This is a genomic window from Actinomadura sp. BRA 177 (genome assembly GCF_013372625.1).
GTDB lineage: Bacteria > Actinomycetota > Actinomycetes > Streptosporangiales > Streptosporangiaceae > Spirillospora.
Window position 1 is genome coordinate 1 of the sequence record NZ_JABXFD010000179.1, and the last position, 22,233, is coordinate 22,233.

The window sequence follows — 22,233 nt, forward strand, 5'->3', positions numbered from 1 at the left end:
GGGCGGGCTGGCCGGGGAGATCGCCCGCTGCCTCGCCGACCTGATCACGCTGCCGGCGCCGACGCTCTGCCTGCTCCTCGGCGAGGGCAGCGGCGGCGCGGCGCTGGCGCTGCTGCCCGCCGACCGCGTCCTCGCGGCGCGGCACGCCTGGCTGTCCCCGCTCCCGCCCGAGGGCGCGTCGGTGATCGTCCACCGGACCCCGTCCCGCGCGGACGAGATGGCCGCGTCCCAGGGCGTCCGCTCGGCGGACCTGCTCCGGGACGGCATCGCGGACGCCCTGGTGGACGAGCGCCCGGACGCCGCCGACGAGCCCGAAGCGTTCTGCCGCCGCGCCGCCGCCGCGATCGAGGCGGGCCTGTCCGGCCTGGCACCGACCGGCCCCGCCGCCCGCCAGGCCCGCTACCGTCCGGGATGACGCTAACGTCGGGCCCCATGACCGAACCCGCCACGCGAGCGGCCTATGACGCCGTCGCGGTCCTGTACGCCGACATGTTCCGCGACGTCCTCGACGACCTGCCCCTCGAACGCGCGCTGCTCACCGCGTTCGCGGACCTCGTCCGGGACGCGGGACCGGTCGCCGACGTGGGCTGCGGCCCCGGCCACGTGACGGCGTTCCTGCACTCGCTCGGCTTGGACGCGTCCGGCATCGACCTGTCACCCGCCATGATCGCCCAGGCCCGCGCGGATCACCCGCACCTGAACTTCACCGAGGGCACCATGAAGGCGCTCCCGTTCCCGGACGGGACGCTCGCCGGCGCCCTGGCCTGGTACTCGATGATCCACCTCGCCCCGATGGAACTCCCGGACGTGTTCGCCGAGTTCGACCGCGTCCTGGCACCCGGCGGCCACCTGCTCGTGGCCTTCCAGTCGACCGATGGGAACGTCCCGGAGCCGTTCGACCACAAGGTCGTCCGCGCCCACCGCTGGCCGATCGGCCGGGTAGCCGAACTCGCCCACCGCGCCGGCCTGGCGGAGGTGGCCCGCCTCCTACGCCGCCCGAACGAGAACGAACACTCCCCGGCCGGCCACCTCCTGCTCCGCAAGAACTAGGACTGCCCGCCTTCGAGATCCCCCACGTCGCCGTCGGCGGACCAACGCCGCCAGGGCCGCCCCCGCCGCAACCGGCGCCTGCCCCGATGCCCCCTGGGCAGAAACGACGCGACGACCGCCGCCACCACGACCGCGACGGCCAAGGCGAGGGCGCACAGAACGACCTTGTGACCCCGGCACCGCCCCGCACCATCCGAGACACTCCCGAAAGATCCAGCTAGCCCGGTCTCGTCGGCCATGTCGTCCGCTTCCCTGTCCCTGAAGTACCCGAAGTCGCACACAGTCTGTCACGAACCAACTACACACAGCATCATGGAAACCACTGACACCCCTCCCACCACACAGGATGCACAACTCCGACGACGGGGCCGCCCCGGCGTTGGCGGGCTGCCCCTGGAGACCCTGGTCAACACCTACGACGGGCAAGCCGTCCACCATTGAGTTGGGGACGGCGGCCAAGCGCACCTGGCAGACTTTCACCTACCAGTACGGGAGCCAGCGCCAAAACAGTGCGCAAGGGCATCGACGGCAAACGACCGTAGGTGACGACTCGGCAGGGAGAAGAAATGCTAGCGCTTCTGCTGGTCGTGGGGCTGGTCGTCACGGTCACGATCCTCGCGGTCGGCGTGGTGCTGTATGGAACCTTGGGTTTCGTCGGCTGGGCGCTCATCGTGGTCGGCTTGGGCGCGGCGCTTCAGTTCGGCCTTCGCCGCCGTGGCATGCTTCATCGACAGGATCGCGAGCGGAGATCGTTCCTGCGCCTTTATCCGCCACTGCTCGTGGCGATCGCATTGGTGGCGATGGCGATCGTCGTCAATATTGGGCCGCCGGCTCTCGTCCTGGTTCCACCCGCGATCGTCATGATGTGCTCGACCGCCTGGCAGCGGAGGGCGGCCTCGAAAGACGAAACCGACCGGCCGCCGAGTCGCTAGCATTCTGGAGGCGTTGAGCCGATGCTTCCGCTCGAGTATGAGTTCCTTATGATCGGGTCCGTCGATGGTGGGCCGGACAAGGACCGCAGGTGGCGGGACGCCGAACGGAACCTGCTGCTCGAACTGGAGAGCCTGCAGGGGCAGGACGAAGCACCGTTCTGGGTGAATGTGGTCTACCACTACTCAGGAGAATTTCTGCAGAACGACTGGACCGGAGTCCGAACCGGCGCTTACTCCAAGAAGCAGGGGCGCCTCATGGTGCAGGCCGCGGTGCCCGACGATGCCGAGCCCAGCTATGCGGTTCTCGTGGATTTGCTGGAACGTTCGGTAGAAGCGGTCGAGGCATGGGCGGAAAAGAAGCGCCGCGCAGACCTTCCGATCCAGGAGTTGCGCGAACTGGCCGCAGCCCTAGTCGAGTAATCCCCACCCGGGCTGGGTATGGCGGGTTACGGTGCGGGAGTGGATCTTTTCTCGTGTTCTTGGGCGGCGTTGCGGGCGGCCGTTGATGAGTTGGCCGCGGAGGATTGGGAGCGGCCGTCCGGGTGTGCCGGGTGGCTCGTGCGGGATCTGGTGTGCCACCTCGTCATTGACGCCCAGGACGTCCTGATCACGTTGGTCACGCCTGCCGAGGGTGAGCCGACCGTGGACTCGGTCAGCTACTGGAAGCTCGTGGAGCCGCCGACCGGTGCGGACCCGCTCGACGCGCTGATTCCCAGGCTGGCCGCCGCGTACGGCGAGCCGCGGCTGCTCAAGTTCCACTTCGACGACGTCGGGGCCGCTGCTGGGCGCGCCGCTGAACTCGCGGATCCGGGTGTCCGCGTCAGCACGCAGGACGAGGTGCTGACCGTTGGTGACTATCTGTCCGCGTATGTCATGGAATGGACGTTGCATCATCTCGACCTGATCGCGTGCCTTCCGTCGGGCGCCGAACCTCCGGTCGAGACGCTGGCGGCCGCGCGGGCGTCGCTGGAACGGATCGCCGGGGCATCGTTCCCGGCGTCGTTCTCCGACAAGGACGCGCTGCTGGTCGGGACCGGGCGTCGTACTCCTACGGACGCGGAGAAGGCCGCGCTGGGAGAACTCGCCGCGAAAATCCCGCTCGTCCTCGGCTGAGGAGCTGCTGGTTAGGTTGTCGGGAAAGACTGATCTCCGGGAGGCTTCGCCATGACCCAGGATCCCCGCATCGACACGTCGGTTCCGCACTCCGCCCGTGTCTGGAACCATCTTCTCGGCGGCACGGACAACTATGAGGTCGACCGCCGGGCCGCCGAGCAGTTCCGTGCGATGTTCCCGCAGATCGTCGACATCGCCCGCGCCGACCGCGCCTTCCTCGGCCGAGCCGTCCGGTGCTTGACGGAGGCCGGCATACGGCAGTTCCTCGATATCGGCTCTGGCCTTCCGACCATGGACAATACGCACGAGGTCGCCCAGCGCGTCGCTCCGGACGCACGCGTCGTCTATGTGGACAATGATCCCTTGGTGCTGGTCCACGCTCGGGCCCTGCTCGACGCCACGGCTGAGGGTGCTAGCGACTATGTCGATGCCGACCTGCGCGAACCCGATGACATCCTGGCCAAGGCCGCGGCGACGCTGGACTTCACCCGTCCGGTCGCGGTGATGCTGCTGGGAATCCTGCACTTCATTCATGACGACGGCGAGGCCCGGCGCCTCCTCGCTTCGCTGCTGGACGCCGTCCCGTCCGGCAGCCACCTGGTGATCACCCACGCCACCCTGGACTTCGACGCGGGCGAGAGCGCCCAGGCCGAGGCCCAGCAGGACTGGAACGAGAAGTCGGCCAACCCCATGGTGCCGCGCACGCGCGAGGCCGTCCTCCGCTTCTTCGACGGACTGGACCTCCTGGATCCGGGTGTGGTGTCCATGTCCCGCTGGCGTCCCGACCGTGCGGCCCCGGACCAGGTGGCCGGGTACGCCGCCGTAGCCCGCAAACCCTGACTTTCACCCTTGTGGGGGAGGCGGGTGGTGCCCGCGAGGGATCTGGCGGACGGTGCCGGGGTGTGATCGTGGCGTTTGTACGAGCGCGCGATCAGGGAGGTAGGCATGACCGTTGGCACTGTGGCCGCGGGGTCGTTCGGACGGTTGCGGGGCGGGTGGCGTAGCGCGCATGAGGCGGTGGACGGGGTGCCCCGGTGGGTTTGGATCGCCGCATTGGCCGTTCCGTTCACCGTGTTGCCGGCCGGGCTGTGGCGGATCGCGGCGTTCGCTCTCCATCTTCCGATCATCGGGGAGGGCGACCTGGGGTCGGCGGACGCGCGGGGGGACGTGCCGGGCTGGTTGCCCATGGAGGCCTACGTGGTGCTCCTGTCGGTCTTCTCGGAGCTGGTGGCCTTCACCGCGGTCGGGTTGATCGCGCGGTGGGGCGAGGTGTTCCCCCGGTGGGTGCCGTGGGTGCGGGGCCGGCGAGTGCCGATCATGGTCGCGGTGATGTCCGCGGTGGCGGGTGCGGCGTTCCTCACCGTGTTGTGGACGGTGTCCATCGTCAATGTGCTGGTCTTCGGGGAGACGATCCAGGGACGGCCGTTGCCGGACGGGTTCCCCATCCATTTCGAGAGCTGGGAAGGCGTGCTCGGTGTCGTCGCCTATGCGCCGCTGGTCGCCTGGGGGCCGCTCCTCGCCGTGGTGACCGTCGCGTACTACCGGCGCCGGCGGTCCGGCTGAGGCGCGGCGGGCTACCGGGGAGTACGGTTGGTGCACCCCCTGGGCTTGGAGGATCGCATGGCGTCGATGGTCGAGATGGTGCCGCCCTCGGTGGCGGGGCGGATGCTGCGGGGCGTGTTCTCCCTGCCGGAGCCGGTCAAGCGGCTGATCGTCGGGGCGCCGGTGCGCCGGGACGGGCAGGAGCTGTCGGTGGACGCGCAGCTGCTGCTGCTGATGATGCGGCTGGAGGGCGAGCGGCGGCTCGGCGGCGCCACGGTCGAGAAGGCGCGGCAGGGGCTCGCCCGGTCGAAGGTGTATCTGACGAAGGTGCCCGCGCGGCCGGTGACGACGCGGGAGGTCGACGCGGGCGGTGTCCCGGCGCGGCTCCACACCCCGAAGGGGCTGCCGGAAGGATCGCCGCTGCTCGTCTTCTACCACGGCGGCGGCTGGGTCATCGGCGACATCGACACGCACGACACCGTCTGCCGGTATCTGGCGGTGCACGCCGAGGTGCGGGTGCTGACGGTGGAGTACCGGCTCGCCCCCGAGCACCCGTTCCCGGCCGGGCCGGACGACGCGCTCAAAGCCTACGAGTACGCGGTCGCGCACGCCGCGGACCTGGGCGCCGACCCCACCGCCATCGCGGTCGGCGGTGACAGCGCGGGCGGCAACCTCGCGGCGGTCGTCGGGGTGCTGGCGGAGCGCAAGCCGGACTTCGCGCTGCTGTTCTACCCGGCGACCGACCTGTCCGTCCGGCGGCGGTCGCGGGAGATCTTCGGGGAGGGCTTCTACCTCACCGACGAGGACATGAACTGGTTCGGCGACCACTACTGCCCGGTGGAGCGGCGCGCCGAGGTGAAGGCGTCGCCGATGCTGGCCGACGACCTGAGCGGCTTCCCGGCGACGTACCTGGTCACGGCCGGCTTCGATCCGCTGCGGGACGAGGGCGAGGAGTTCGCGAAGCGGCTGGAGAAGGCCGGGGTGAGCGTCGCGCTGCGGCGGCAGGAGGATCTCATCCACGGGTTCGCGAACACGTGGTCGCTGGGCGGGCGGTTCCAGGAGGCGCTGTCGGAGGCGGCCGGGGCCCTGCGCACCGGGCTGTACGCAAGGCCCCGCTAGCGCGGAGTCAGAGGGGCAGGCCCGTGAAGATCATGACCTTCTCCTCGGTGTAGTCGGCCATCGCCGACTGGAGCCCCTCGCGGCCGACGCCCGAGTCCTTCACGCCGCCGTACGGCATCTGGTCGGCGCGGTAGGACGGGACGTCCCCGATCACGACGCCGCCGACGTCGAGTTCGCGGTGTGCGCGGAACGCGATGTCGAGGTTCCGGGTGAACACGCCCGCCTGGAGCCCGAACTTGGAGTCGTTGACGAGGTCGAACGCCTCGTCGACGCCGTCCACGGGCTGGACGAACATGACCGGGCCGAAGACCTCCTCGCGGGAGATCTTGGCGTCGGACGGCACGTCGGCGAGGACGGTCGGCGCGTACGCGGCGCCCTCGCGGGTACCGCCGGTGAGGACCTTCGCGCCCGCCGCGACGGCCTCGTCCACCCAGGCTTCGACGCGCTCGGCGGCCTCCTGGCTGACGAGCGGGCCGACCTGCGTCTTGTCGTCCCACGGGTCGCCGGTGACGAGGGACGCGACCGTGTCGACCAGCTTCGGCACGAACTCGTCGAACACGGACCGGTCGACGTAGACGCGCTGGACGGCGATGCAGCTCTGCCCGGCCTGGTAGTTGGAGAACAGCCCGATGCGCTTGGCGGCCCAGTCGAGGTCGGCGTCCGGCAGCACGACGGCCGCGCCGTTCCCGCCGAGTTCGAGCGTGACGTGCTTGCGCGGCGCCTGGTCGTTGATCGCCCAGCCGACCGGGACCGAGCCGGTGAAGGACACGATCGGCAGGCGCGGGTCGTCCACGAGGGCGGGCGCGCGGTCGTTCGGCACCGGCAGGATCGAGAACATCCCGGCGGGCAGGTCGGTCTCGGCCAGCATCTCGCCGAGCAGCAGCGCCGACAGCGGGGTCGCGGGCGCCGGCTTGAGGACGATCGGCGTGCCCGCCGCGATCGCCGGGGCGATCTTGTGGGCGGCGAGGTTCAGCGGGAAGTTGAACGGCGAGATGCCGAGCACCGGGCCCTTGGGCACGCGGGTGATGTAGGCCATCCGGCCCTCGGCGGCCGGGTCGGTGTCGAGCCGCTGCGTGGTGGCGCTGAAGCGGCGGGCCTCCTCGGCGGCGAACCGGAACGTGGAGACCGCGCGGGTCACCTCGCCGCGCGCCCACAGCAGCGGCTTGCCGTTCTCCGCGGTGATCAGCCGGGCGATCTCCTCGGCCCGCTCGGCGATCCGCGCGGACACGTGCGCGAGCGCCTCCGCCCGCCGGTGCAGGGGCAGCGCGGCGGCCTCCCCGCGGAGCGCGTCCGCGGCGGCGATCGCCTCCTCCACCTGCGCGGGCGTCGGGACGGCCGCCGTCCCGACCACGCGGCCGTCGTAGGGGTGCGTAACGGTCAGCTCACCGTCACCGGTCTCGGGCCGGCCGGCCAGCCAGAATGGGGTCACGTTCATGCCGTTCACGCTAGTCCCGGCGGGCCCGATTTCGAGTCTCCATGCTGTCCAATCTGGTCGCCCCGATTGGACGTGATGGCGAGCGCGATCCACAGTTCGGCGCGGACGGCCGGATCGTCCGGGTCCCGGCCCAGCAGCTCGGTGGCCTTGCGCATCCGTGCGCGGAGGGTGTGCCGGTGGACGCCCAGTGCCCGCGCCGCCGCCTCGCCCTGCCCGTTGGCCGCGACGTACGCCCGGACGGTCTCGACCAGACCCTCCTCGCGGAGCGGTGCGAGAAGTGTGTCGGCGAAGGCATGCGCGAGGTCCGGTTCCAGCAGGCCGAGGACCCCTTGCCCCGGAAGGTCGGTGTAGTACAGGACGTCCCGGTTCGTCCGCTCGGCGGCGGCGAGCGCCTCCCCCGCCTGCCGCAGCGCGGTCGCCAGGTCGGTGGACGACGCGGCGCTGACGCCGATGGGGCCGGTCAGCAGCGACTCGACCGTCCCGCTCAGCTCGTCCGGGACGATCACCGCGCTGTGCCCGTCCAGCGGCAGCGCCAGGCAGCGCGCCCCGGCGGGATCGGACTCCAGCGCGTCCAGCACGGCGGCCCCGCCCGCGCAGGCCAGCACCCGGACCGGCCCGCGCGGCACGGACGGCCCGTCATCGGGCCGCCCCAGCAGCAGCGCGGCGAGCGAGGCCCGCAGGTCGCGGCCGGTGCGCGGCGTCTCCGATTGCAGGGTCAGCAGCGCTACGGCCGCGCCGACGATGGTGTGCGCGGCGTGCGGGAGCGGCGCGTCCGTTCCGACGGCGAGGAAGCCGCGCGGCCGTCCGCCGAGGCCGATCCGCTGCACCACGATGTGGTCGTCCGGGACGGCCAGCGAGACGCTCGCGGCGGGACGGCGGCGCAACCGGGTCAGCTCGGGCGCCAGCGCGCCGGCACGGTCCCGGGCGCTCGCGGGTTCGGCGTGCTGGACGTCCCCGGACGCGTCCAGCAGCAGCGCCCACCCGCCGAGCAGCCGCGCCAGCCGGGCGACCAGGGCGCCGGGCCCGGTGAGCGCGGCGCGGGTCAGCTCCCGCTGGGCCTGGAACGCGCGGGTGACGTCCTCGTACCATTCGGCGGCGAGCATCCGCGACACCGCCTTGCCGATGGCGATGAACGGCGTCGGGCGCGGCACCTCCAGCAGCACGAGCCCCTGCTCGCGCGCCGCCGCGAGCAGCTCCGGCAGGACGTCCTCGTGGATGACCCCGACCGCGAAGCCGAGGCCGGCGACGCCTCGTCCGACCAGCCGCGACACGTAGGCGGGCGCGTTCGCCGACGTGAGCCGCATGCCGGTGGTGAGGACGAGTTCGCCGCCCTCCAGGAACGGGGTCGGGTCCTCCAGTTCGCTGACCGCGACCCACACGACCGGCGCGTCCGGCAGCGGGCCGGTGAGCGACCGCAGGCCGAGCTGGGGCAGGGCCGCCACGGCGGCCAGGGTGGGCGGCATCGCAATCCCTGTGCAAAGTGTCCATCTCGCTGGACGGTTTTCGCCGTCCCGTACGGTTCATCGTAGGCGGCGCCCGGCTTATGTTCAGGCCATGACCAGCCAAGACATCAGCACTTCACACCGCCTGCCCCAGGAACGCCGCCTCGTCACCGAGATCCCCGGCCCGCGCTCCCGGGAACTGCAGGAACGGCGCGTCGCGGCGGTGCCGCCGGGCGTCGGCAGCGTCCTGCCGGTCTACGTGACGGACGCCGACGGCGGCGTGCTCGTCGACGCGGACGGCAACTCGCTGATCGACTTCGGCTCGGGCATCGCGGTGACGAACGTCGGCAACGCGAACCCGCGGGTCGCCGCGCGGGTGAAGGAGCAGGCCGACCGGTTCACCCACACCTGCTTCATGGTGGCGCCGTACGAGTCGTACGTGACGGTGTGCGAGAACCTCAACCGGATCACGCCCGGCGACCACGAGAAGCGGTCCATCCTGGTCAACAGCGGCGCGGAGGCCGTGGAGAACGCCGTCAAGGTCGCCCGCTACGCGACCGGGCGGCAGGCGGTCGTGGTGTTCGAGCACGGCTACCACGGCCGGACGCTGCTGACGATGACGCTCACGGCGAAGAACATGCCGTACAAGCAGGGGTTCGGCCCGTACGCGCCCGAGGTGTACCGGATGCCGCTGGCCTACCCGTTCCGCTGGCCGACCGGCCCGGACAACTGCGGCCCGGAGGCCGCGGCCGAGGCCATCGACAAGATCACCAAGCAGATCGGCGCGACCAACGTCGCGGCCGTGCTGATCGAGCCGATCCAGGGCGAGGGCGGGTTCATCGAGCCGGCGCCCGGGTTCCTGCCCGCGCTCGCCGAGTTCTGCCGCGCGAACGGCATCCTGTTCATCGCGGACGAGGTGCAGACCGGGTTCGCCCGCACCGGCGACATGTTCGCCTGCGAGCACGAGGGCATCGTCCCCGACCTGGTCGCGACCGCGAAGGGCATCGCCGGCGGGCTGCCGCTGGCCGCCGTCACCGGGCGCGCCGACATCATGGACAAGGTGCACGGCGGCGGCCTCGGCGGCACCTACGGCGGCAACCCGCTCGCCTGCGAGGCGGCGCTCGCCGTGCTGGAGGAGATCGAGGACGGCAAGCTCACCGAGCGGGCGCGCCGCATCGGCGAGATCATGCTGCCCCGGCTGCGCGACCTCGCCGGGAAGCACCCGGCGATCGGGGACGTCCGCGGGCGCGGCGCGATGATCGCGGTCGAGCTGGTGCGGGAGGGCACGAAGGAGCCCGACCCCGAGCTGACCGCGCAGGTCGCGAAGCGCTGCCACGAGCGCGGCCTGCTCGTCCTGACGACCGGCACGTACGGGAACGTGCTGCGCTTCCTGCCGCCGCTCGTCATCCCCGAGGACCTGCTGAACGAGGGCCTCGACATCCTGGCCGAGGCGTTCGCGGGCTGACCGGGCCGACCCGTCCCGGGCGGGCTAACCCCCGCTCGGGAAGTTCTCCTTGTACAGGTCGGCGAGGATGTCGTAGGACTTCAGCCGGTCGGCGTGGTCGAACACCTGCGTCATGATCATGACCTCGTCGACGGCGGTCCGGTCGATCAGCGCGTCCAGCTGCTTGCGGACGGTCTCGGGCCCGCCCATCACCTGGTCGGCGAGCCGCGCGTCGATCATCTGCCGCTCCGGCGGCGTGTACGGGTGGGCCGCGGTCTCCTCCGGCGTCGGCAGCAGTCCGGGACGGCCCTGCCGCAGCCGCAGGAACGACAGTGCCTGCGGGGCCGCCAGCTCGCGCGCCCGCTCGTCGGTGCCGGCGGCCGTGACCGACACGCCGATCATCGAGTACGGCTCGTCCAGCGCGCCGGGGCGGAACGAGTCGCGGTACAGGGCCAGCGCGGGCACGGTGTTCTCGGCGCTGAAGTGGTGCGCGAACGCGAACGGCAGCCCGAGCAGCCCGGCGAGCCGGGCGCTGTAGCCGCTGGACCCGAGCAGCCAGATCGGCGGCTCGTTCCCGGCGGCGGGCGTCACCTTGCTGTCCGCGCCGAAGGGAACCCTGCTGACCCTGACCGCCGCATCGTGGAGGTGGCAGCCGCCACCTCCACGATCAGCACGGCCGTTGCCAAATTGGCGATGCCGGGCAACGCGTGGTGCTCGGCGAGCCAGTACCGGTGTTGACGCGCTCCCCGGCCCGAAGGCTAGAGATTCGGCCTGTGCCGCGCCGTTCGGAGCAGCACTTCCGTGGCTTCCTGCTTCAGCGACCCGTGCCTGCGTTGCTGCCGGTCTTACTGGGTCTCCACAAGCTTTGAGCTCGAGGCTCCGTTCCCGCCCGTCCGGCGGTACCTGACGCGAGCACGCTATCAGACACGTTCCGCCCTGGAGGCGTAAAACTCTTCTATGAATGGGCGAGGTCGAGGACGGAGAAGCGCACGCTCATACCCTGTGCCAACCCGCCGGACGGCGGTCCTCTTCCCGCTACATCGTCAGAGTGAGGACGACGGCGGCGGCGACGGCGATCACGACGGGCACCGTGATGCAGAGCCAGGACCAGTTCACGAGCGCGCGGGCCCGCGCCGGGTCCTCGGCGAACCGGGTCTCGGCGCGGGTGTAGAGGAGCGCGGCGACCACGGTCAGCGGCAGGAACGCGAACGTCGTGAGGAGGCCGAGGACGAAGGCGGCGACCTGCCCGGACCGGGTGTAGGTCCCGTCCGGGCCGATGCCGAAGGCGAGGGAGGGAGCGGAGACGGGAGCGGGGGCGGTTTCGGTCATCTCAGCGCACCGATCTCTAGAAATGTGACCTGGATCATACGCTTCGTAACCGTCCCGCGCGAGGGGCCGGCCGCCCCTTTTTAGACGGCCGGCCCAACAAGCGTCAGCGCAGGTTCAGCCCCAGCAGGACGGGGTCGTGGTCGGACGAGCGGAACGCGTCCGGCCGGTAGAACTCCGGCGGGTTGAACTCGGTGTTGTAGTCGAGGAACACCGGCTCGTCGCTGTTGATGTGCCAGATCGTCGCGCCCGTCACGCGCCGCGACAGGGACCGTCCGGCCAGCGCGTGGTCCAGCTCGCCCGACTGCCCGTCGAACACGTAGCTGTACCGGTCACCGGGGCGGACGAACCGCTGCGTCTGCGAGACGAGCCCGGCGCGGGTGAGTACCTTCACCGGGTCCTCGGCCGTGTAGGCGTTGAGGTCGCCGACGACGAGCGGGTTCTCGACGCCGTCCGCGATCGCCTTGATCGCCTCGGCCTGCTGGACGCGGCGGGCGTTGTAGCAGCCCTGCCCGTCGCCCTGGTCCTCGTCAGGGCCGGTGGCGTCGCCGCAGCCCTTCGACTTGAAGTGGTTCACGATCATCGTGAACGCCGTCCCGCCTCGCGCGGGCCGGAACGTCTGCACCAGCGGCGGACGGTCGAAGATCGGGTCCTGCGACGAGCTCGCCGCGCCGGCCGGCGTCACCTTCGCCGGCTTGTAGATGAGCGCGACGTGGATCGCGTCCGAACCGGGGTACGGGTGCCGCACCCACGCGTACGTCCCGGCGCCGGCCTCCTGGTTCAGCCGGTCGACGAGGGCGCCGACGGCGGTGTCGCCGTTGTTCTCGACCTCCATGAGCCCGACGACGTCGGCGTCCAGGCCCTTGAGCGCGGCGGTCAGCTTGGCGAGCTGCCGCTCCTGCTCCGCCGCCGTGTCGGCGCCCCGCTCGTTCAGCGTCGTGAACCAGTTGAGCGTGTTGAAGCTCGCCACGCGCACGTCGCCGCCGACGTGCCGGGGTCGCTTCGGCTGGGGATTCGTGTTGGCGAAATGCGCCGTGCGGGTCGGTTCGAGCCGGTACTCGCCGAACCCGTAGTTGAGGACGCCGGTGAGCCCGTGCACCGAGTCGCCGATCCGCAGGACGCGCGGGTCGGTGTACGGGATCGTGTCCGGATTCTGGACGTTCGACCCGTCGTCGATGAGCAGCTTCCGCGCGTCGTTCCGCGCCTGCGTCGAACCGTGCCCGTCGGTCGGCTGGAAGAGCCGTCCGCCGGCGGACACGGTGACCTCGCCGTACCGCCCGAGCTGGTAGACCTCGGTGGCGGTGAGGCGCTGCCCGAACCGCAGCAGCATGCCCTCGTACTGCTCCAGGGCGGCGCCGCCGCGCAGCGGGAGCCGGACGCGGGCCGGCGCGACCCGGCCCTTGCCGCACACGTTCACGGCCGAGACCGGCGACAGTTCGGTGAGCCCGTTGTACTCGACGGCCTTGCCGGTCACGAGGACCCGGTCGCCGACCGTGACCTCACTCGTGGAGTAGACGAAGAGCCCGTCGGACGTGCGCGGGTCCCGGTCGGGCGTCGGGTCCTGGACGAAGAAGCCCTTGAGCTGGTCGGACCGCTGGAAGTCCGCGGTGACGACGCCCTCGACCCGGACGGTCTGCCCGGCGAGCGGGCTCGCGTCCCCGCTGCCCTGGACGTCGGCGATCTGGTGGTCGGCGGGCGTGCCGCAGGTGGGCGGCTCCGCCGCGGCGGCCGGCTGGACGCCGGCGGCGAGGCCGGCGGTCAGGACGGTCGCGAGTGCTGCTGCTGTTCGGCGCATGGCGGGAGAGTAGGGCGGGGCATCGGCGGGTCGGCTGACCGTTAATGAAGACTCCACCAATTTGCAACGGATTGTCGGAATCAAGGGCGCCGCTCGACCCGCGCTTTGCGAAACGCCGTCCGGCCCCGGTTGGATATCCGGCTGGAGGCCCGCACCGATCCCCCCGAGGAGGGCCGTGACCGAGCCGCCCATGCAATCCGAGTCGCCCGGCGGGAAATACGCCCGCACCCGCGACATCGTCGTCGTGTTCGCCGTCCTGCTGATCATCACGGCGGTGCTGGTGGTCGTGCTCGTCCAGGCGTGGCCGGCGGGCCCGCGGATCGGCGCGGACGGGCGCACCGAGGTCACCCCGGCGGCCAAGACCGCGCACTTCCCGGGCTGGTCGCCGACGATGTCGCGGGAGACGAGCCTGTTCGTGATCGTCATGGCGGCGGGCGCGCTCGGCGGCATCGCGCACGTCCTGCGGTCGTTCTACTGGTACGTCGGGAACCGGGCGCTGCGCGGCAGCTGGCTGCCGATGTACCTGCTGCTCCCGCTCGTCGGCGCGCTCTTCGGGCTGATCGTCTACCTCGTGGTGCGCGGCGGCCTGACCTCCCCGGCGGGCGGCGCGGCCGACATCAACCCGTACGGGATCACCGCCATCGCCGCGCTCGTCGGGCAGTTCTCGCGCGAGACCGCGGAGAAGTTCCACAGCGTCTTCTCGACGCTGCTGGCACCCGCGCCGCAGGGCCGCGACCACGTCCTGACGCCGCGGATCACCGCGATCGAGCCCGTCAGCGGCCCGCCCGGGACGCGGGTCACGATCACCGGGACCGGCCTGGCGTCGGCGACCAGTGTCCGGTTCGGCGCGGAGCGGTCCCCCATCGGGGACGTGACGGACACGCTCGTCCGGGCGATCGTCCCGGACGGGGCCACCTCGGCGCCGCTCGTCGTGCACACCCCCGCGGGTGCGGTGGCGAGCCCGGACACGTTCGTCGTCGAGCCGCCTACTTAGCGTCCCGCCAGTGGTCGTGCCAGGCGTCGTAGGCGGCGCCGGGGAACACGCGCGGCAGCTCGGACGTCGGCAGCCGCCCCAGCTCGGCGCCCGTCCGCGCGACGCCGAACTGCCGGTCGCCGGCGTAGGCGGTGCGGTGCAGGCTCCGCGGCCCCGCGACCAGGCACGTGTAGCGGGGGCCGGGCAGGTCGCCGTCCGGGATCGCGGCGCCGACCGCGAGGCTGTTGGACACCGTGACCCACGCGCCCATCTCCGCGACCTGCCGCTCGGCGCCCTGCTCCTCCCACCGGTACTCCAGGATCGGCTTGGAGAAGATGGGGACGAGCAGGTGCGACACCCCGCACGCGAGCAGCTCGCGCTCCCAGCGGATCGACCGGCCGAGGTCCTCGCAGATCAGCACGGCGAGCCGGCCCAGCGACGAGTCGAGCACGCTGATCTTGCCGCCGGGCCGGATGTACTCGGCGGCGGTGCCGGTGGCCGGCGCGTCCGGCAGCCGCCACAGCCGCAGCTGCGCGGCGTCCAGCGTGAAGCCGGACAGCTTGTCCTGGACGAGCAGCTCCCGCCCCGTCCAGCGGTCGAGCAGAACGGCGCGGTTCGGCGGCGGGTCGCCGCCGCCGAGCGGGCCGGTCCCGAGCAGGATGAACCGCAGCGGGCGGCGGTTCCGGTCGCGTCCGGCCGTGTCGAACGCGACCTCCTTCCAGTGTTCGAGCAGCGCGTCCGACAGCGACGCCTCCGGCATGACGGCGAGCTGCGCGCCGGACTCGTCCAGCCGCCGGACGATCGCCTTGATCCGGCTGCGCAGCCCGGAGGAGTCCATCGGGCGCAGCCGGTAGACGGTCGTGCCGTCCCGCTCGGCGAACTCGATCTCCACGTCGTCGTAGGTCTCCAGCACCGGCGCGCAGCCGACGGCGACCGGCTCGTCCCGGCTGAAGTGCGGGTCGTGCACGGCGGGCAGCACGGAGTGGTCGATCATGTCCCACTCCGCCTGTGGGACGCGGTGCACGCCGAAGAACTCGGCCTTGGCCCGCAGCCCGCGCGGCCGGCCGGGGAACGCGCAGCGGGGGAGCAGCGCGCCCGTCGTCCCGGGCCCGTTGAACCTGCCCTCGGTCAGGTAGGTGACCAGCACCCCGGCCAGCGCGGGGGCGTCGTGGTAGGGGCCGTACGGGCTGGCGTGGACGAGCGCGATGTCGAGCCCGAGCAGGATCATGAACCGGCCGCGGTCCCCGTACTCGGCGATGATCTCCTCGCTGACGGCCGGCGCGAGGACGCCGTGCTCCAGCACGATCTCGCCGATCTCGTTCGCGCGCCGCCGGACCTGCTCGTCCTCGTACCAGCGGGTGGCCGTCCAGCCCTGGAAGACCTCGTCCGGCATGGCGTCGTAGAGCCGGACGAAGAGATCAGCTGGTTCGGCCGGATGCACGGCTGCAGCCAACTGATCCTTCATAAGCGCCCCCGGGGGTAGACAGGCACGGTCACGGCTGGTGGCTTGATGCTAACTCTCGCGGGCATTGCGCACAGTGTCCTCTGCAACAGAGGCGGCATCACTTGACATTCACTTGGCACCAGCGCACCCTGGAAGTGTCCGGCGATGCTCGTCGACCCAGGAGTGAGCCGTGAACATGTCCACCGACACCGCCCCCGACCCGCGCGACCGAAGGACCGAGATCCGGCGCCTCATCGACGCGATGGAACACGCCAAGGTCATCAGCGACGGCCACTTCTCGGCGCTCGGCATGCTGATCACCGACGCCTCGCTGAGCGCCGACGAGCCGGCCCTCACCGAATGCCAGGACGGGTTGCAGTGGCTGCACCGCCACTATCTCGACGTCGCCGCCCTCGACGCCCCGCAGCGCGAGCAGCGCGGCCGCATCCTCGGGCTGATCGACGTCGTGCACTGGGCGCTGAAGCGGCTCCCGTCCGGCCTCCAGCTCGCGCTGCAGCCCGACGGGTACGCGGCGCGCTTCCTCGTGGCCGTGGCGCGCCGGGAGGGGCTGTCCAACCAGCAGCTGGCCGCCGAGCTCGGCACCGACGAGACCGAGATCAGCCGGGTCGGCCGCAAGCTGCTGTCCGCGGGCGTCGTGTGGCGGCGCAAGGAGTGGCGCCACAACGCCTGGGACCTCACCCCGCGCGGCCGCCACTACCTGGAGACCTCCGGGCTGCTGCCGGGCGACCCCGAGCCCGACCGTCCGGCCGAGCGGCCCCGGCGCTCCCCGGACGCCGTCCCGCCCCGGATGGACCGGATGGAATCACCTCGCCCGGTCCCGCCCCGGGACCGTCCGCGCCCGGCCGAGGGCTGAACCGGGCCGGACGGCTCAGGGGCGGCGGCGTGCCAGCGGCAGCGCGAGCACGATCACGGCCGCCGTCAGCGCGAAGGCGGCGGGATAGCCGGTGTGGGTGGCGGCGATGCCGAACGCGGCGCCGCCCACGCCCATGCCGCCGTCGTAGCCGATGTTCCAGAGCGCGCTGACCGTCCCGTACGCCGACGCGGGCGCCCGCTCGTACATCATCGCCAGGCTCGCGTTCTGGGTGACGCCGAAGCCCGCGCCGAACAGCACCATCGAGGTGAACACGGCGGCCGGGTGCGGGACGAGGAACAGCAGCGCGATCCCGGCGGCGGCGAGCGCGACCGAGGGCAGCAGGAGGCGCGCGGCGCCGATCCGGTCGCCGGCGCGTCCCGTCCACCAGCGGGCGGCCGTGGTGGCGGCCGGCTGGACGAACAGCGCCGCCGCCGCGACGCCCCCGGCCGGCACCGCCTCCGGCAGGAAGGTGATCAGGATGCCCGCCGCCATCGCGGTCGCGGCGAACGCGGCCGCCGGGCGCAGCAGCGCCGGTGACCGCAGCCCCGCGACCACCCCCAGCGGCCGTTCCGGAGACGGCGAGCGGGTGGGGAGCCGGTTCGGGATGCCGGGCAGCACCGCGAGGGCGGCGAGGGCGAGCACCGCGCTCGCGATGAAGACGGGCGGGTAGCCGACCCGGTCGGCGAGCCACACGCCGAGCGGCAGCGCGAGCACCGCGGGCGCCCCGGAGGTGATGCCGAACAGGCCGAGCGCCTCGCCGCGCCGCCCCTCCGGTGCGAGCGCCGCGACCAGCGCGTTCGGCAGCACGACGGCGACGCCGAAGCCGATCCCGCGCACCAGGCTCGCCACGATGATCACCGCCGGGCCGGACGAGAGCGCCAGCGCGATCGGCGGCAGGGCCAGCAGCAGGGTGCCGACCGCGAGGACCGTCCGGTACCCGAACCGGGTGAGCAGCCGGGGGAGGGCCAGTTCGGCGAGGACCGTCGTCAGCATCAGCGCGCCCGTGGCGAGGCCGGCGCCGGACCGTCCCGCCCCGCCGTCGACCGCGTACATCGGCACGACCGACAGCAGCAGGAAGACGCCCGTCAGGCTGGTGACGGTGACCGCGAACACCAGCGCCAGAGGCCGGGTGACCAGGCGCGGACGCGGCTCGGCGGCCCGTTCGGCGTCCCGGAGTGGCTTGCTCATGACGGCGACATTAGGTGACGTCCCGGACCTTCCGGTTGTTGGGTTCGTTGCTAAGAACGCCGTCCGAGCATGTGAGAAGACTTCATTCCGCGCGCGGAACGTGATCGGCACAGTCGTCAGCATTCGGTTTCCAGCCCTCCCCTGGAGCGAGAATGCGCTTCCGTACCCTCTTCAGCGCCGCCGTGCTCGGCGCCGCCCTGGCCGTGCCCGTCACCGCGCCCCCAGCCCTGGCCGCGCCGCCGGGCTGCGACGCCACCGACGCCGACATCTACGCGGCGCCGCCGGCGACCGTCACCGGGAAGCCGGGCGACCTGCTCGCCTGCCGTCCGGCGAAGCTGACGAACATCCCCGGCGACGTCCCGATGAAGGCGTGGAAGGTCCGGTACGTCTCGACGGACGTCAAGGGCCAGAAGAACGTGGTGACGGGGACGGTCGCGATCCCCGACGCGGCCTGGACGAAGGGCGGCTCCCGCCCGACCGTCGCGTTCAACCCCGGGACGCTCGGCTCCGGCCTCCAGTGCGCGTTCTCCAAGCAGTGTGGGACAGCAGTAGCCGAGGTGCTCGGGTGACCACCCGGCCGCAGCTCAACCGTCGGACGAGAGAAATATGACAGAGCGTAAATGTGTGTTAAACTCTGGGTAGTCGCCGCTGGACGGAAACTCCCATGTGGGGGAGGCGGAGACTTTAAACGCCTGTGGAGGGCAGGTAAGACCTCGACTTGCTCGGGGCACAGCCCGACGAAGCAGGAAGCCACGGAAGTGCCGTGCTCAGGAAGGGTGCGGTACAGGCCGAATCTCCGGCCCTCGGGCCAGGGAGCACGTCAATCCGAGGGCGGCGCCGCCGCAATGTCGGGCCCGCTGCCCGCCGCGTCCTATACGCCTGAGCCGCGTATGACCGGCGAGGCGGCGGGCAGCGAGCCTTGCGTCGGCCTGCACGCCGCCTACCCGGAGATGCCGTTCACCGAGCTGATGAACGAGCGGGGCGAGCAGGCGATCAAGGACGTGCAGTCCCACTGCCTGTTCGGGACGCTCGCGGTGTTCCTCGGCGCCCGCGTCGAGAACTTCTCGACGGACAAGCTCACCCTGGACCAGCTCTACGCGGTCAAGGGGCCCGGCGGCGTGACGTGGGGCGACATCGTCGACCGGCAGAAGCTCGGCGTGGACATCGGCACCCCGGCCTCGGCCGCCAAGTACAAGATCGGCTTCCCGGTGTTCCAGTACCGCGGCTGGCTCGAAGAGATCATCCCGCACGAGACCGAGGACGCCACCCGCCAGGCGTACTGCGCCGCCGGCATCAACACGACGTGGAAGAACACCTACCCGACCGAGCAGCTGACGACCGACTGGGGTGCCGCCGGGGACGTGACGAACTTCCTCGGCGACCGGTTCCAGGGCAAGCCCGTCCAGGGCAACTGCTGAGTTAAGGAGACCTAGGACATGACAGCGGGCGTCGCCGATGCCGGCGAACGGACACCGCAGCCGGACATCTCCGGAACCGTCCCGCTTCCCGAGCGCATCGCGGTCGTGGTGTTCGTGGCCGCGCCGATCCTCGGGCTGCTGGCGGTGATCCCCTTCCTGTGGGGCTGGGGGATCGGCTGGACGGACGTGGCCATCTTCGCCTTCCTCTATCCGCTCAACGCGCTCGGCATCACGGTCGGCTACCACCGGCACTTCACGCACGGCGGGTTCAAGGCCAAGCGGTGGCTGCGGATCGCGCTCGCCATCCTCGGCGGGCAGGCGATGCAGGGGTCGGTGGTGCGGTGGGTCGCCGACCACCGCCGCCACCACAAGTACTCCGACCAGGAGGGCGACCCGCACTCGCCGTGGGCCTACGGGCCGGGCGTGTGGGGGCTCACCAAGGGGCTGTACCACGCGCACATGGGCTGGCTGTTCAGCAAGGACCGCACGTCCCGCAGCAAGTACGCGCCCGACCTGCTCAAGGACAGGGACATCCGATTCCTGTCGCTCGACCCCGTGTACGCGCTGATCGTGCTCTCGACGTTCCTCGTCCCGATGGGGCTGGGCGCGCTGCTCACGTTCTCCTGGCACGGCGCCCTCACCGCCCTGTTCTGGGCGGGCCTGATGCGCGTCTTCGTCGGCGAGCACGTCACGTTCTCGATCAACTCCATCTGCCACGTGTTCGGCAAGGAGGACTTCAAGACCCGCGACAAGGCTCGCAACGTGTGGTGGCTGGCGATCCCGTCGTTCGGGGAGTCCTGGCACAACCTGCACCACGCCGACCCGACCTGCGCGCGGCACGGCGTCCTCAAGGGGCAGATCGACATCAGCGCGCGGGTCATCTGGCTCTTCGAGAAGCTCGGCTGGGTCTGGGACGTCCGCTGGCCCGACCACGAGCGCCTCGCCTCCCGCCGCGTCACGTCAACCGGAGAAGCAGCATGAACGACCTCCCCGAACTCGACCGCACCCCGCTGATCGAGCGCCTGTCCCGGTTCGCCAAGGACTTCCCCGACGACCGGGCGTACACGTTCATGGACTACATGTCCGACCCGGACGGCGTCGCCACGCACGTCACCTGGGGCGAGCTGGACCGGCGGCCCGCTCCATCGCCGCCGCGATCCGCCGCGCCACCGAGCCGGGGCGGCGCGCCGCGCTGCTCGCCCCGCAGGACCTGCACTACGTCACCGGGTTCCTCGGCGCGATGTACGCCCGCGTCATCGGCGTCCCGCTGTTCTCCCCGGACCTGCCCGGCCACGGCGACCGGCTGCTCGCCGTCTACCAGGACGCCGAGCCCGACGTCGTCATCACCACGCGCGCGTCGCTGCCCGCCGTCGAGTCGTTCCTGAGCGGCGAGTTCGTCCGCCCGCCGGCGGAGGTCATCGTCGCGGACGAGGTGGACCCGGCGCTCGACTGGACGCCCGAGCCGATCGACCCCGGCGACGTCGCCTACCTCCAGTACACGTCCGGTTCGACGCGGACCCCGGCCGGCGTCATCATCACGCACGGCAACTTCGCGACGAACGCCGAGCAGCTGTGGCGGACGTTCGACGGCATCCCGCGCGAGTCGTCCGGGGTGAACTGGCTGCCGGTGTTCCACGACATGGGCCTCGTCACCACGGTCGCGCTGCCGCTCGTCTACGGCAACCCGGGCGTGATCATGGACCCGGTGGCGTTCATCATGCGTCCCGTCCGCTGGCTGGAGCTGCTGAGCGAGCAGGAGCACGCGTTCACCGGCGGCCCGAACTTCGCCTACGAGTACCTCACCGCGCAGGTCACCGAGGAGGAGAAGGCGAAGCTCGACCTCAGCGGCGTGCAGGTCTTCATGAACGGCGCGGAACCGATCCGGGAGAGCACGCTCACCGGCTTCTACGAGGCGTTCAAGGACTGCGGGCTGCGCCCCGAGGCACAGGTCTGCGCGTACGGGCTGGCCGAGGCGACCGTCTACGTGTCGGCGTCGTCCCGCTTCCGGACGCCGACCCGCGTCGCGTTCGACCACGAGGGGCTGCGCCGCGGCGTGGCCGAGCCGTGCGACGCCGACGCGTCCGGCGCGATCCAGCTGATCGCGTGCGGGACGTCCTACGGCCAGCACGTCGTCATCGCCGACCCCGAGACCGGCGTCCGGCTCACGGACGGGCGGGTCGGCGAGATCTGGGTGCACGGCCCGAACGTGGCCGCCGGTTACTGGGGACGTCCCGAGGCGACCAAGGAGACGTTCGAGGCGGAACTCTCCGGCACGATCGGCGACCTGCCGCGCGGGCCGTGGCTGCGCACCGGGGACCTCGGCGTCCTGCACGGCGGCGAGCTGTTCGTCACCGGCCGGATCAAGGACCTGGTCATCGTGGACGGCCGCAACCACTACCCGCAGGACATCGAGTTCACCGTGTCCGGCGCGCACAAGGGCATCCGCCGCGAGTACACGTGCGCCGTGTCGGTCGACACGGGCGACACCGAGGGCCTCGTCGTGATCGCCGAACGGAACCGGCGGGTGCCGATCGCGCTCCTCGACCTGGACGAGGTGGCGCAGGCGGTGCGGACGGCCGTGAAGCAGGCGCACGACCTCCGCGTCCACGACTTTGTGCTCATCGAGCCGGGCGGCCTCCTACGCACCAGCAGCGGGAAGATCGCCCGGTCCGCCTGCCGCCTCGCCCACCTCGACGGGACGCTGCCGGTCACGGAGGTCACCACTAAGGCCCAGTGACGCTCACGCGCGCTCCCCGTCCGCGTTGTCCCGCAACCAGACGGGGAGCAGCAGCATGAGCTCCAGCCGGATCGCCGGGTCCTCGATGTCGTAGTCGAACAGCTCGTGGAGCTGCGCGAGCCGGTACCGGACGGTCTGCGGGTGCACGCACAGCGCCTCGGCCGCGTCGGTCGCGTTGAAGCCGTGCTTGAGGCACTCCAGCAGCGTCGCCGCGAGCCGGGGCCCGCGGTGCGCGCCGAGCGCGGTGAGCGGCGCCAGCCGCCGCCGCGCCGCCGCCTCGGCCAGCGGCCACCCCCCCTGCAGCAGCAGCTCCGGCATGTGCCGGGCGGCGTGCACGAGGCCGGGCCCGGTCCGGCCGAGCCGCCCGGCCGCCCGCAGGCCGGCGTGTCCCAGATCTTGGC

General features: G+C 71.7%; 23 protein-coding genes. 15 read left to right on the forward strand and 8 right to left on the reverse strand.

Annotation, left to right across the window (positions count from 1 at the left end):
• The 8 genes from HUX53_RS05930 to HUX53_RS05965 form a co-directional block, all read left to right on the forward strand.
• Positions 1-415, forward strand: a 415-nt coding sequence (locus HUX53_RS05930) for a carboxyl transferase domain-containing protein (protein WP_303623149.1), incomplete at its 5' end; no start/stop codon positions are given.
• 17 nt (positions 416-432) lie between these two features.
• Complete coding sequence (locus HUX53_RS05935) at positions 433-1,050, forward strand: class I SAM-dependent methyltransferase (protein ID WP_176402157.1); 618 nt, start codon at positions 433-435, stop codon at positions 1,048-1,050.
• Positions 1,051-1,616: 566 nt separating this feature from the next.
• Positions 1,617-1,982: a hypothetical protein gene (locus HUX53_RS05940; protein ID WP_176402158.1), complete on the forward strand. Its 366-nt coding sequence runs from the start codon at positions 1,617-1,619 to the stop codon at positions 1,980-1,982.
• Between the two features lie 21 nt (positions 1,983-2,003).
• The gene (locus tag HUX53_RS05945; RefSeq protein WP_176402159.1) at positions 2,004-2,402 is read left to right on the forward strand and encodes a hypothetical protein; all 399 of its coding nucleotides are present in this window, start codon (positions 2,004-2,006) and stop codon (positions 2,400-2,402) included.
• Between the two features lie 39 nt (positions 2,403-2,441).
• Positions 2,442-3,095, forward strand: coding sequence for a maleylpyruvate isomerase N-terminal domain-containing protein (locus HUX53_RS05950; protein ID WP_176402160.1), 654 nt, complete (start codon positions 2,442-2,444; stop codon positions 3,093-3,095).
• 51 nt (positions 3,096-3,146) lie between these two features.
• On the forward strand, positions 3,147-3,935 hold the full coding sequence (locus HUX53_RS05955; protein WP_176402161.1) for an SAM-dependent methyltransferase: 789 nt from the start codon (positions 3,147-3,149) through the stop codon (positions 3,933-3,935).
• Between the two features lie 105 nt (positions 3,936-4,040).
• Positions 4,041-4,658: a hypothetical protein gene (locus HUX53_RS05960; RefSeq protein ID WP_176402162.1), complete on the forward strand. Its 618-nt coding sequence runs from the start codon at positions 4,041-4,043 to the stop codon at positions 4,656-4,658.
• A gap of 57 nt (positions 4,659-4,715) precedes the next feature.
• The gene (locus HUX53_RS05965; RefSeq protein ID WP_176402163.1) at positions 4,716-5,756 is read left to right on the forward strand and encodes an alpha/beta hydrolase; all 1,041 of its coding nucleotides are present in this window, start codon (positions 4,716-4,718) and stop codon (positions 5,754-5,756) included.
• 7 nt (positions 5,757-5,763) lie between these two features.
• Here HUX53_RS05965 and HUX53_RS05970 read toward each other — a convergent pair whose 3' ends face one another.
• A complete protein-coding gene (locus HUX53_RS05970; RefSeq protein WP_176402164.1) occupies positions 5,764-7,191 on the reverse strand; it encodes an aldehyde dehydrogenase family protein in 1,428 nt (475 codons plus the stop codon).
• Between the two features lie 5 nt (positions 7,192-7,196).
• A complete protein-coding gene (locus HUX53_RS05975) occupies positions 7,197-8,633 on the reverse strand; it encodes a PucR family transcriptional regulator (protein WP_309237069.1) in 1,437 nt (478 codons plus the stop codon).
• Between the two features lie 112 nt (positions 8,634-8,745).
• Between HUX53_RS05975 and gabT the strand changes: the two genes are divergently transcribed.
• Positions 8,746-10,098 (forward strand): 4-aminobutyrate--2-oxoglutarate transaminase, encoded by a 1,353-nt coding sequence (gabT, locus tag HUX53_RS05980; protein WP_176402166.1) that lies wholly within the window; start codon positions 8,746-8,748, stop codon positions 10,096-10,098.
• Between the two features lie 24 nt (positions 10,099-10,122).
• Here gabT and HUX53_RS05985 read toward each other — a convergent pair whose 3' ends face one another.
• From HUX53_RS05985 to HUX53_RS05995, 3 genes are all read right to left on the reverse strand, one after another.
• Positions 10,123-10,668 carry an MsnO8 family LLM class oxidoreductase gene (locus tag HUX53_RS05985; protein ID WP_217919131.1) on the reverse strand — a complete coding sequence of 182 codons (546 nt, stop codon included), beginning with the start codon at positions 10,666-10,668 and terminating at the stop codon, positions 10,123-10,125.
• A 444-nt stretch (positions 10,669-11,112) separates the two neighbouring features.
• A complete protein-coding gene (locus HUX53_RS05990) occupies positions 11,113-11,406 on the reverse strand; it encodes a hypothetical protein (RefSeq protein ID WP_176402167.1) in 294 nt (97 codons plus the stop codon).
• Positions 11,407-11,509: 103 nt separating this feature from the next.
• Positions 11,510-13,198, reverse strand: a complete 1,689-nt coding sequence (locus HUX53_RS05995) for an ExeM/NucH family extracellular endonuclease (protein ID WP_176402168.1) — start codon at positions 13,196-13,198, stop codon at positions 11,510-11,512.
• 175 nt (positions 13,199-13,373) lie between these two features.
• Here HUX53_RS05995 and HUX53_RS42435 point away from each other — a divergent pair, with 175 nt between their 5' ends.
• Positions 13,374-14,192: an IPT/TIG domain-containing protein gene (locus HUX53_RS42435; protein ID WP_176402169.1), complete on the forward strand. Its 819-nt coding sequence runs from the start codon at positions 13,374-13,376 to the stop codon at positions 14,190-14,192.
• Here the strand turns inward: HUX53_RS42435 and HUX53_RS06005 are convergent.
• Positions 14,185-15,624: a hypothetical protein gene (locus tag HUX53_RS06005; protein ID WP_176402170.1), complete on the reverse strand. Its 1,440-nt coding sequence runs from the start codon at positions 15,622-15,624 to the stop codon at positions 14,185-14,187. The genes HUX53_RS42435 and HUX53_RS06005 overlap by 8 nt on opposite strands.
• Before the next feature lie 181 nt (positions 15,625-15,805).
• Here HUX53_RS06005 and HUX53_RS06010 point away from each other — a divergent pair, with 181 nt between their 5' ends.
• A complete protein-coding gene (locus tag HUX53_RS06010; RefSeq protein ID WP_176402171.1) occupies positions 15,806-16,489 on the forward strand; it encodes a hypothetical protein in 684 nt (227 codons plus the stop codon).
• Between the two features lie 15 nt (positions 16,490-16,504).
• On the opposite strand, the gene HUX53_RS06015 is transcribed toward HUX53_RS06010, so the two are convergent.
• Positions 16,505-17,677 (reverse strand): MFS transporter, encoded by a 1,173-nt coding sequence (locus HUX53_RS06015; RefSeq protein WP_176402172.1) that lies wholly within the window; start codon positions 17,675-17,677, stop codon positions 16,505-16,507.
• Between the two features lie 152 nt (positions 17,678-17,829).
• Here HUX53_RS06015 and HUX53_RS06020 point away from each other — a divergent pair, with 152 nt between their 5' ends.
• The 4 genes from HUX53_RS06020 to HUX53_RS06035 all read left to right on the forward strand — a co-directional run bounded on the left by HUX53_RS06020 (position 17,830) and on the right by HUX53_RS06035 (position 21,832).
• Positions 17,830-18,246, forward strand: a complete 417-nt coding sequence (locus HUX53_RS06020) for a hypothetical protein (RefSeq protein WP_176402173.1) — start codon at positions 17,830-17,832, stop codon at positions 18,244-18,246.
• A 321-nt stretch (positions 18,247-18,567) separates the two neighbouring features.
• The gene (locus HUX53_RS06025; RefSeq protein ID WP_255204973.1) at positions 18,568-19,095 is read left to right on the forward strand and encodes a lipase family protein; all 528 of its coding nucleotides are present in this window, start codon (positions 18,568-18,570) and stop codon (positions 19,093-19,095) included.
• A gap of 18 nt (positions 19,096-19,113) precedes the next feature.
• Complete coding sequence (locus tag HUX53_RS06030) at positions 19,114-20,076, forward strand: acyl-CoA desaturase (protein WP_176402175.1); 963 nt, start codon at positions 19,114-19,116, stop codon at positions 20,074-20,076.
• Between the two features lie 211 nt (positions 20,077-20,287).
• The gene (locus tag HUX53_RS06035; protein WP_309237070.1) at positions 20,288-21,832 is read left to right on the forward strand and encodes a fatty acyl-AMP ligase; all 1,545 of its coding nucleotides are present in this window, start codon (positions 20,288-20,290) and stop codon (positions 21,830-21,832) included.
• A gap of 3 nt (positions 21,833-21,835) precedes the next feature.
• Here HUX53_RS06035 and HUX53_RS06040 read toward each other — a convergent pair.
• A partial coding sequence (locus HUX53_RS06040; protein ID WP_176402176.1) for a helix-turn-helix domain-containing protein occupies positions 21,836-22,233 on the reverse strand: 398 nt, incomplete at its 5' end.

What these genes read in the sequence shown, in the direction of transcription:
- HUX53_RS05935 (WP_176402157.1), top strand. Translation starts at nt 433, where the DNA reads ATGACCGAACCCGCCACGCGAGCGGCCTATGACGCCGTCGCGGTCCTG.
- HUX53_RS05940 (WP_176402158.1), top strand. Translation starts at nt 1,617, where the DNA reads ATGCTAGCGCTTCTGCTGGTCGTGGGGCTGGTCGTCACGGTCACGATC.
- HUX53_RS05945 (WP_176402159.1), top strand. Translation starts at nt 2,004, where the DNA reads ATGCTTCCGCTCGAGTATGAGTTCCTTATGATCGGGTCCGTCGATGGT.
- HUX53_RS05955 (WP_176402161.1), top strand. Translation starts at nt 3,147, where the DNA reads ATGACCCAGGATCCCCGCATCGACACGTCGGTTCCGCACTCCGCCCGT.
- HUX53_RS05960 (WP_176402162.1), top strand. Translation starts at nt 4,041, where the DNA reads ATGACCGTTGGCACTGTGGCCGCGGGGTCGTTCGGACGGTTGCGGGGC.
- HUX53_RS05965 (WP_176402163.1), top strand. Translation starts at nt 4,716, where the DNA reads ATGGCGTCGATGGTCGAGATGGTGCCGCCCTCGGTGGCGGGGCGGATG.
- HUX53_RS05970 (WP_176402164.1), bottom strand. Translation starts at nt 7,191, where the DNA reads ATGAACGTGACCCCATTCTGGCTGGCCGGCCGGCCCGAGACCGGTGAC.
- gabT (WP_176402166.1), top strand. Translation starts at nt 8,746, where the DNA reads ATGACCAGCCAAGACATCAGCACTTCACACCGCCTGCCCCAGGAACGC.
- HUX53_RS05990 (WP_176402167.1), bottom strand. Translation starts at nt 11,406, where the DNA reads ATGACCGAAACCGCCCCCGCTCCCGTCTCCGCTCCCTCCCTCGCCTTC.
- HUX53_RS05995 (WP_176402168.1), bottom strand. Translation starts at nt 13,198, where the DNA reads ATGCGCCGAACAGCAGCAGCACTCGCGACCGTCCTGACCGCCGGCCTC.
- HUX53_RS06015 (WP_176402172.1), bottom strand. Translation starts at nt 17,677, where the DNA reads ATGAGCAAGCCACTCCGGGACGCCGAACGGGCCGCCGAGCCGCGTCCG.
- HUX53_RS06020 (WP_176402173.1), top strand. Translation starts at nt 17,830, where the DNA reads ATGCGCTTCCGTACCCTCTTCAGCGCCGCCGTGCTCGGCGCCGCCCTG.
- HUX53_RS06025 (WP_255204973.1), top strand. Translation starts at nt 18,568, where the DNA reads ATGACCGGCGAGGCGGCGGGCAGCGAGCCTTGCGTCGGCCTGCACGCC.
- HUX53_RS06030 (WP_176402175.1), top strand. Translation starts at nt 19,114, where the DNA reads ATGACAGCGGGCGTCGCCGATGCCGGCGAACGGACACCGCAGCCGGAC.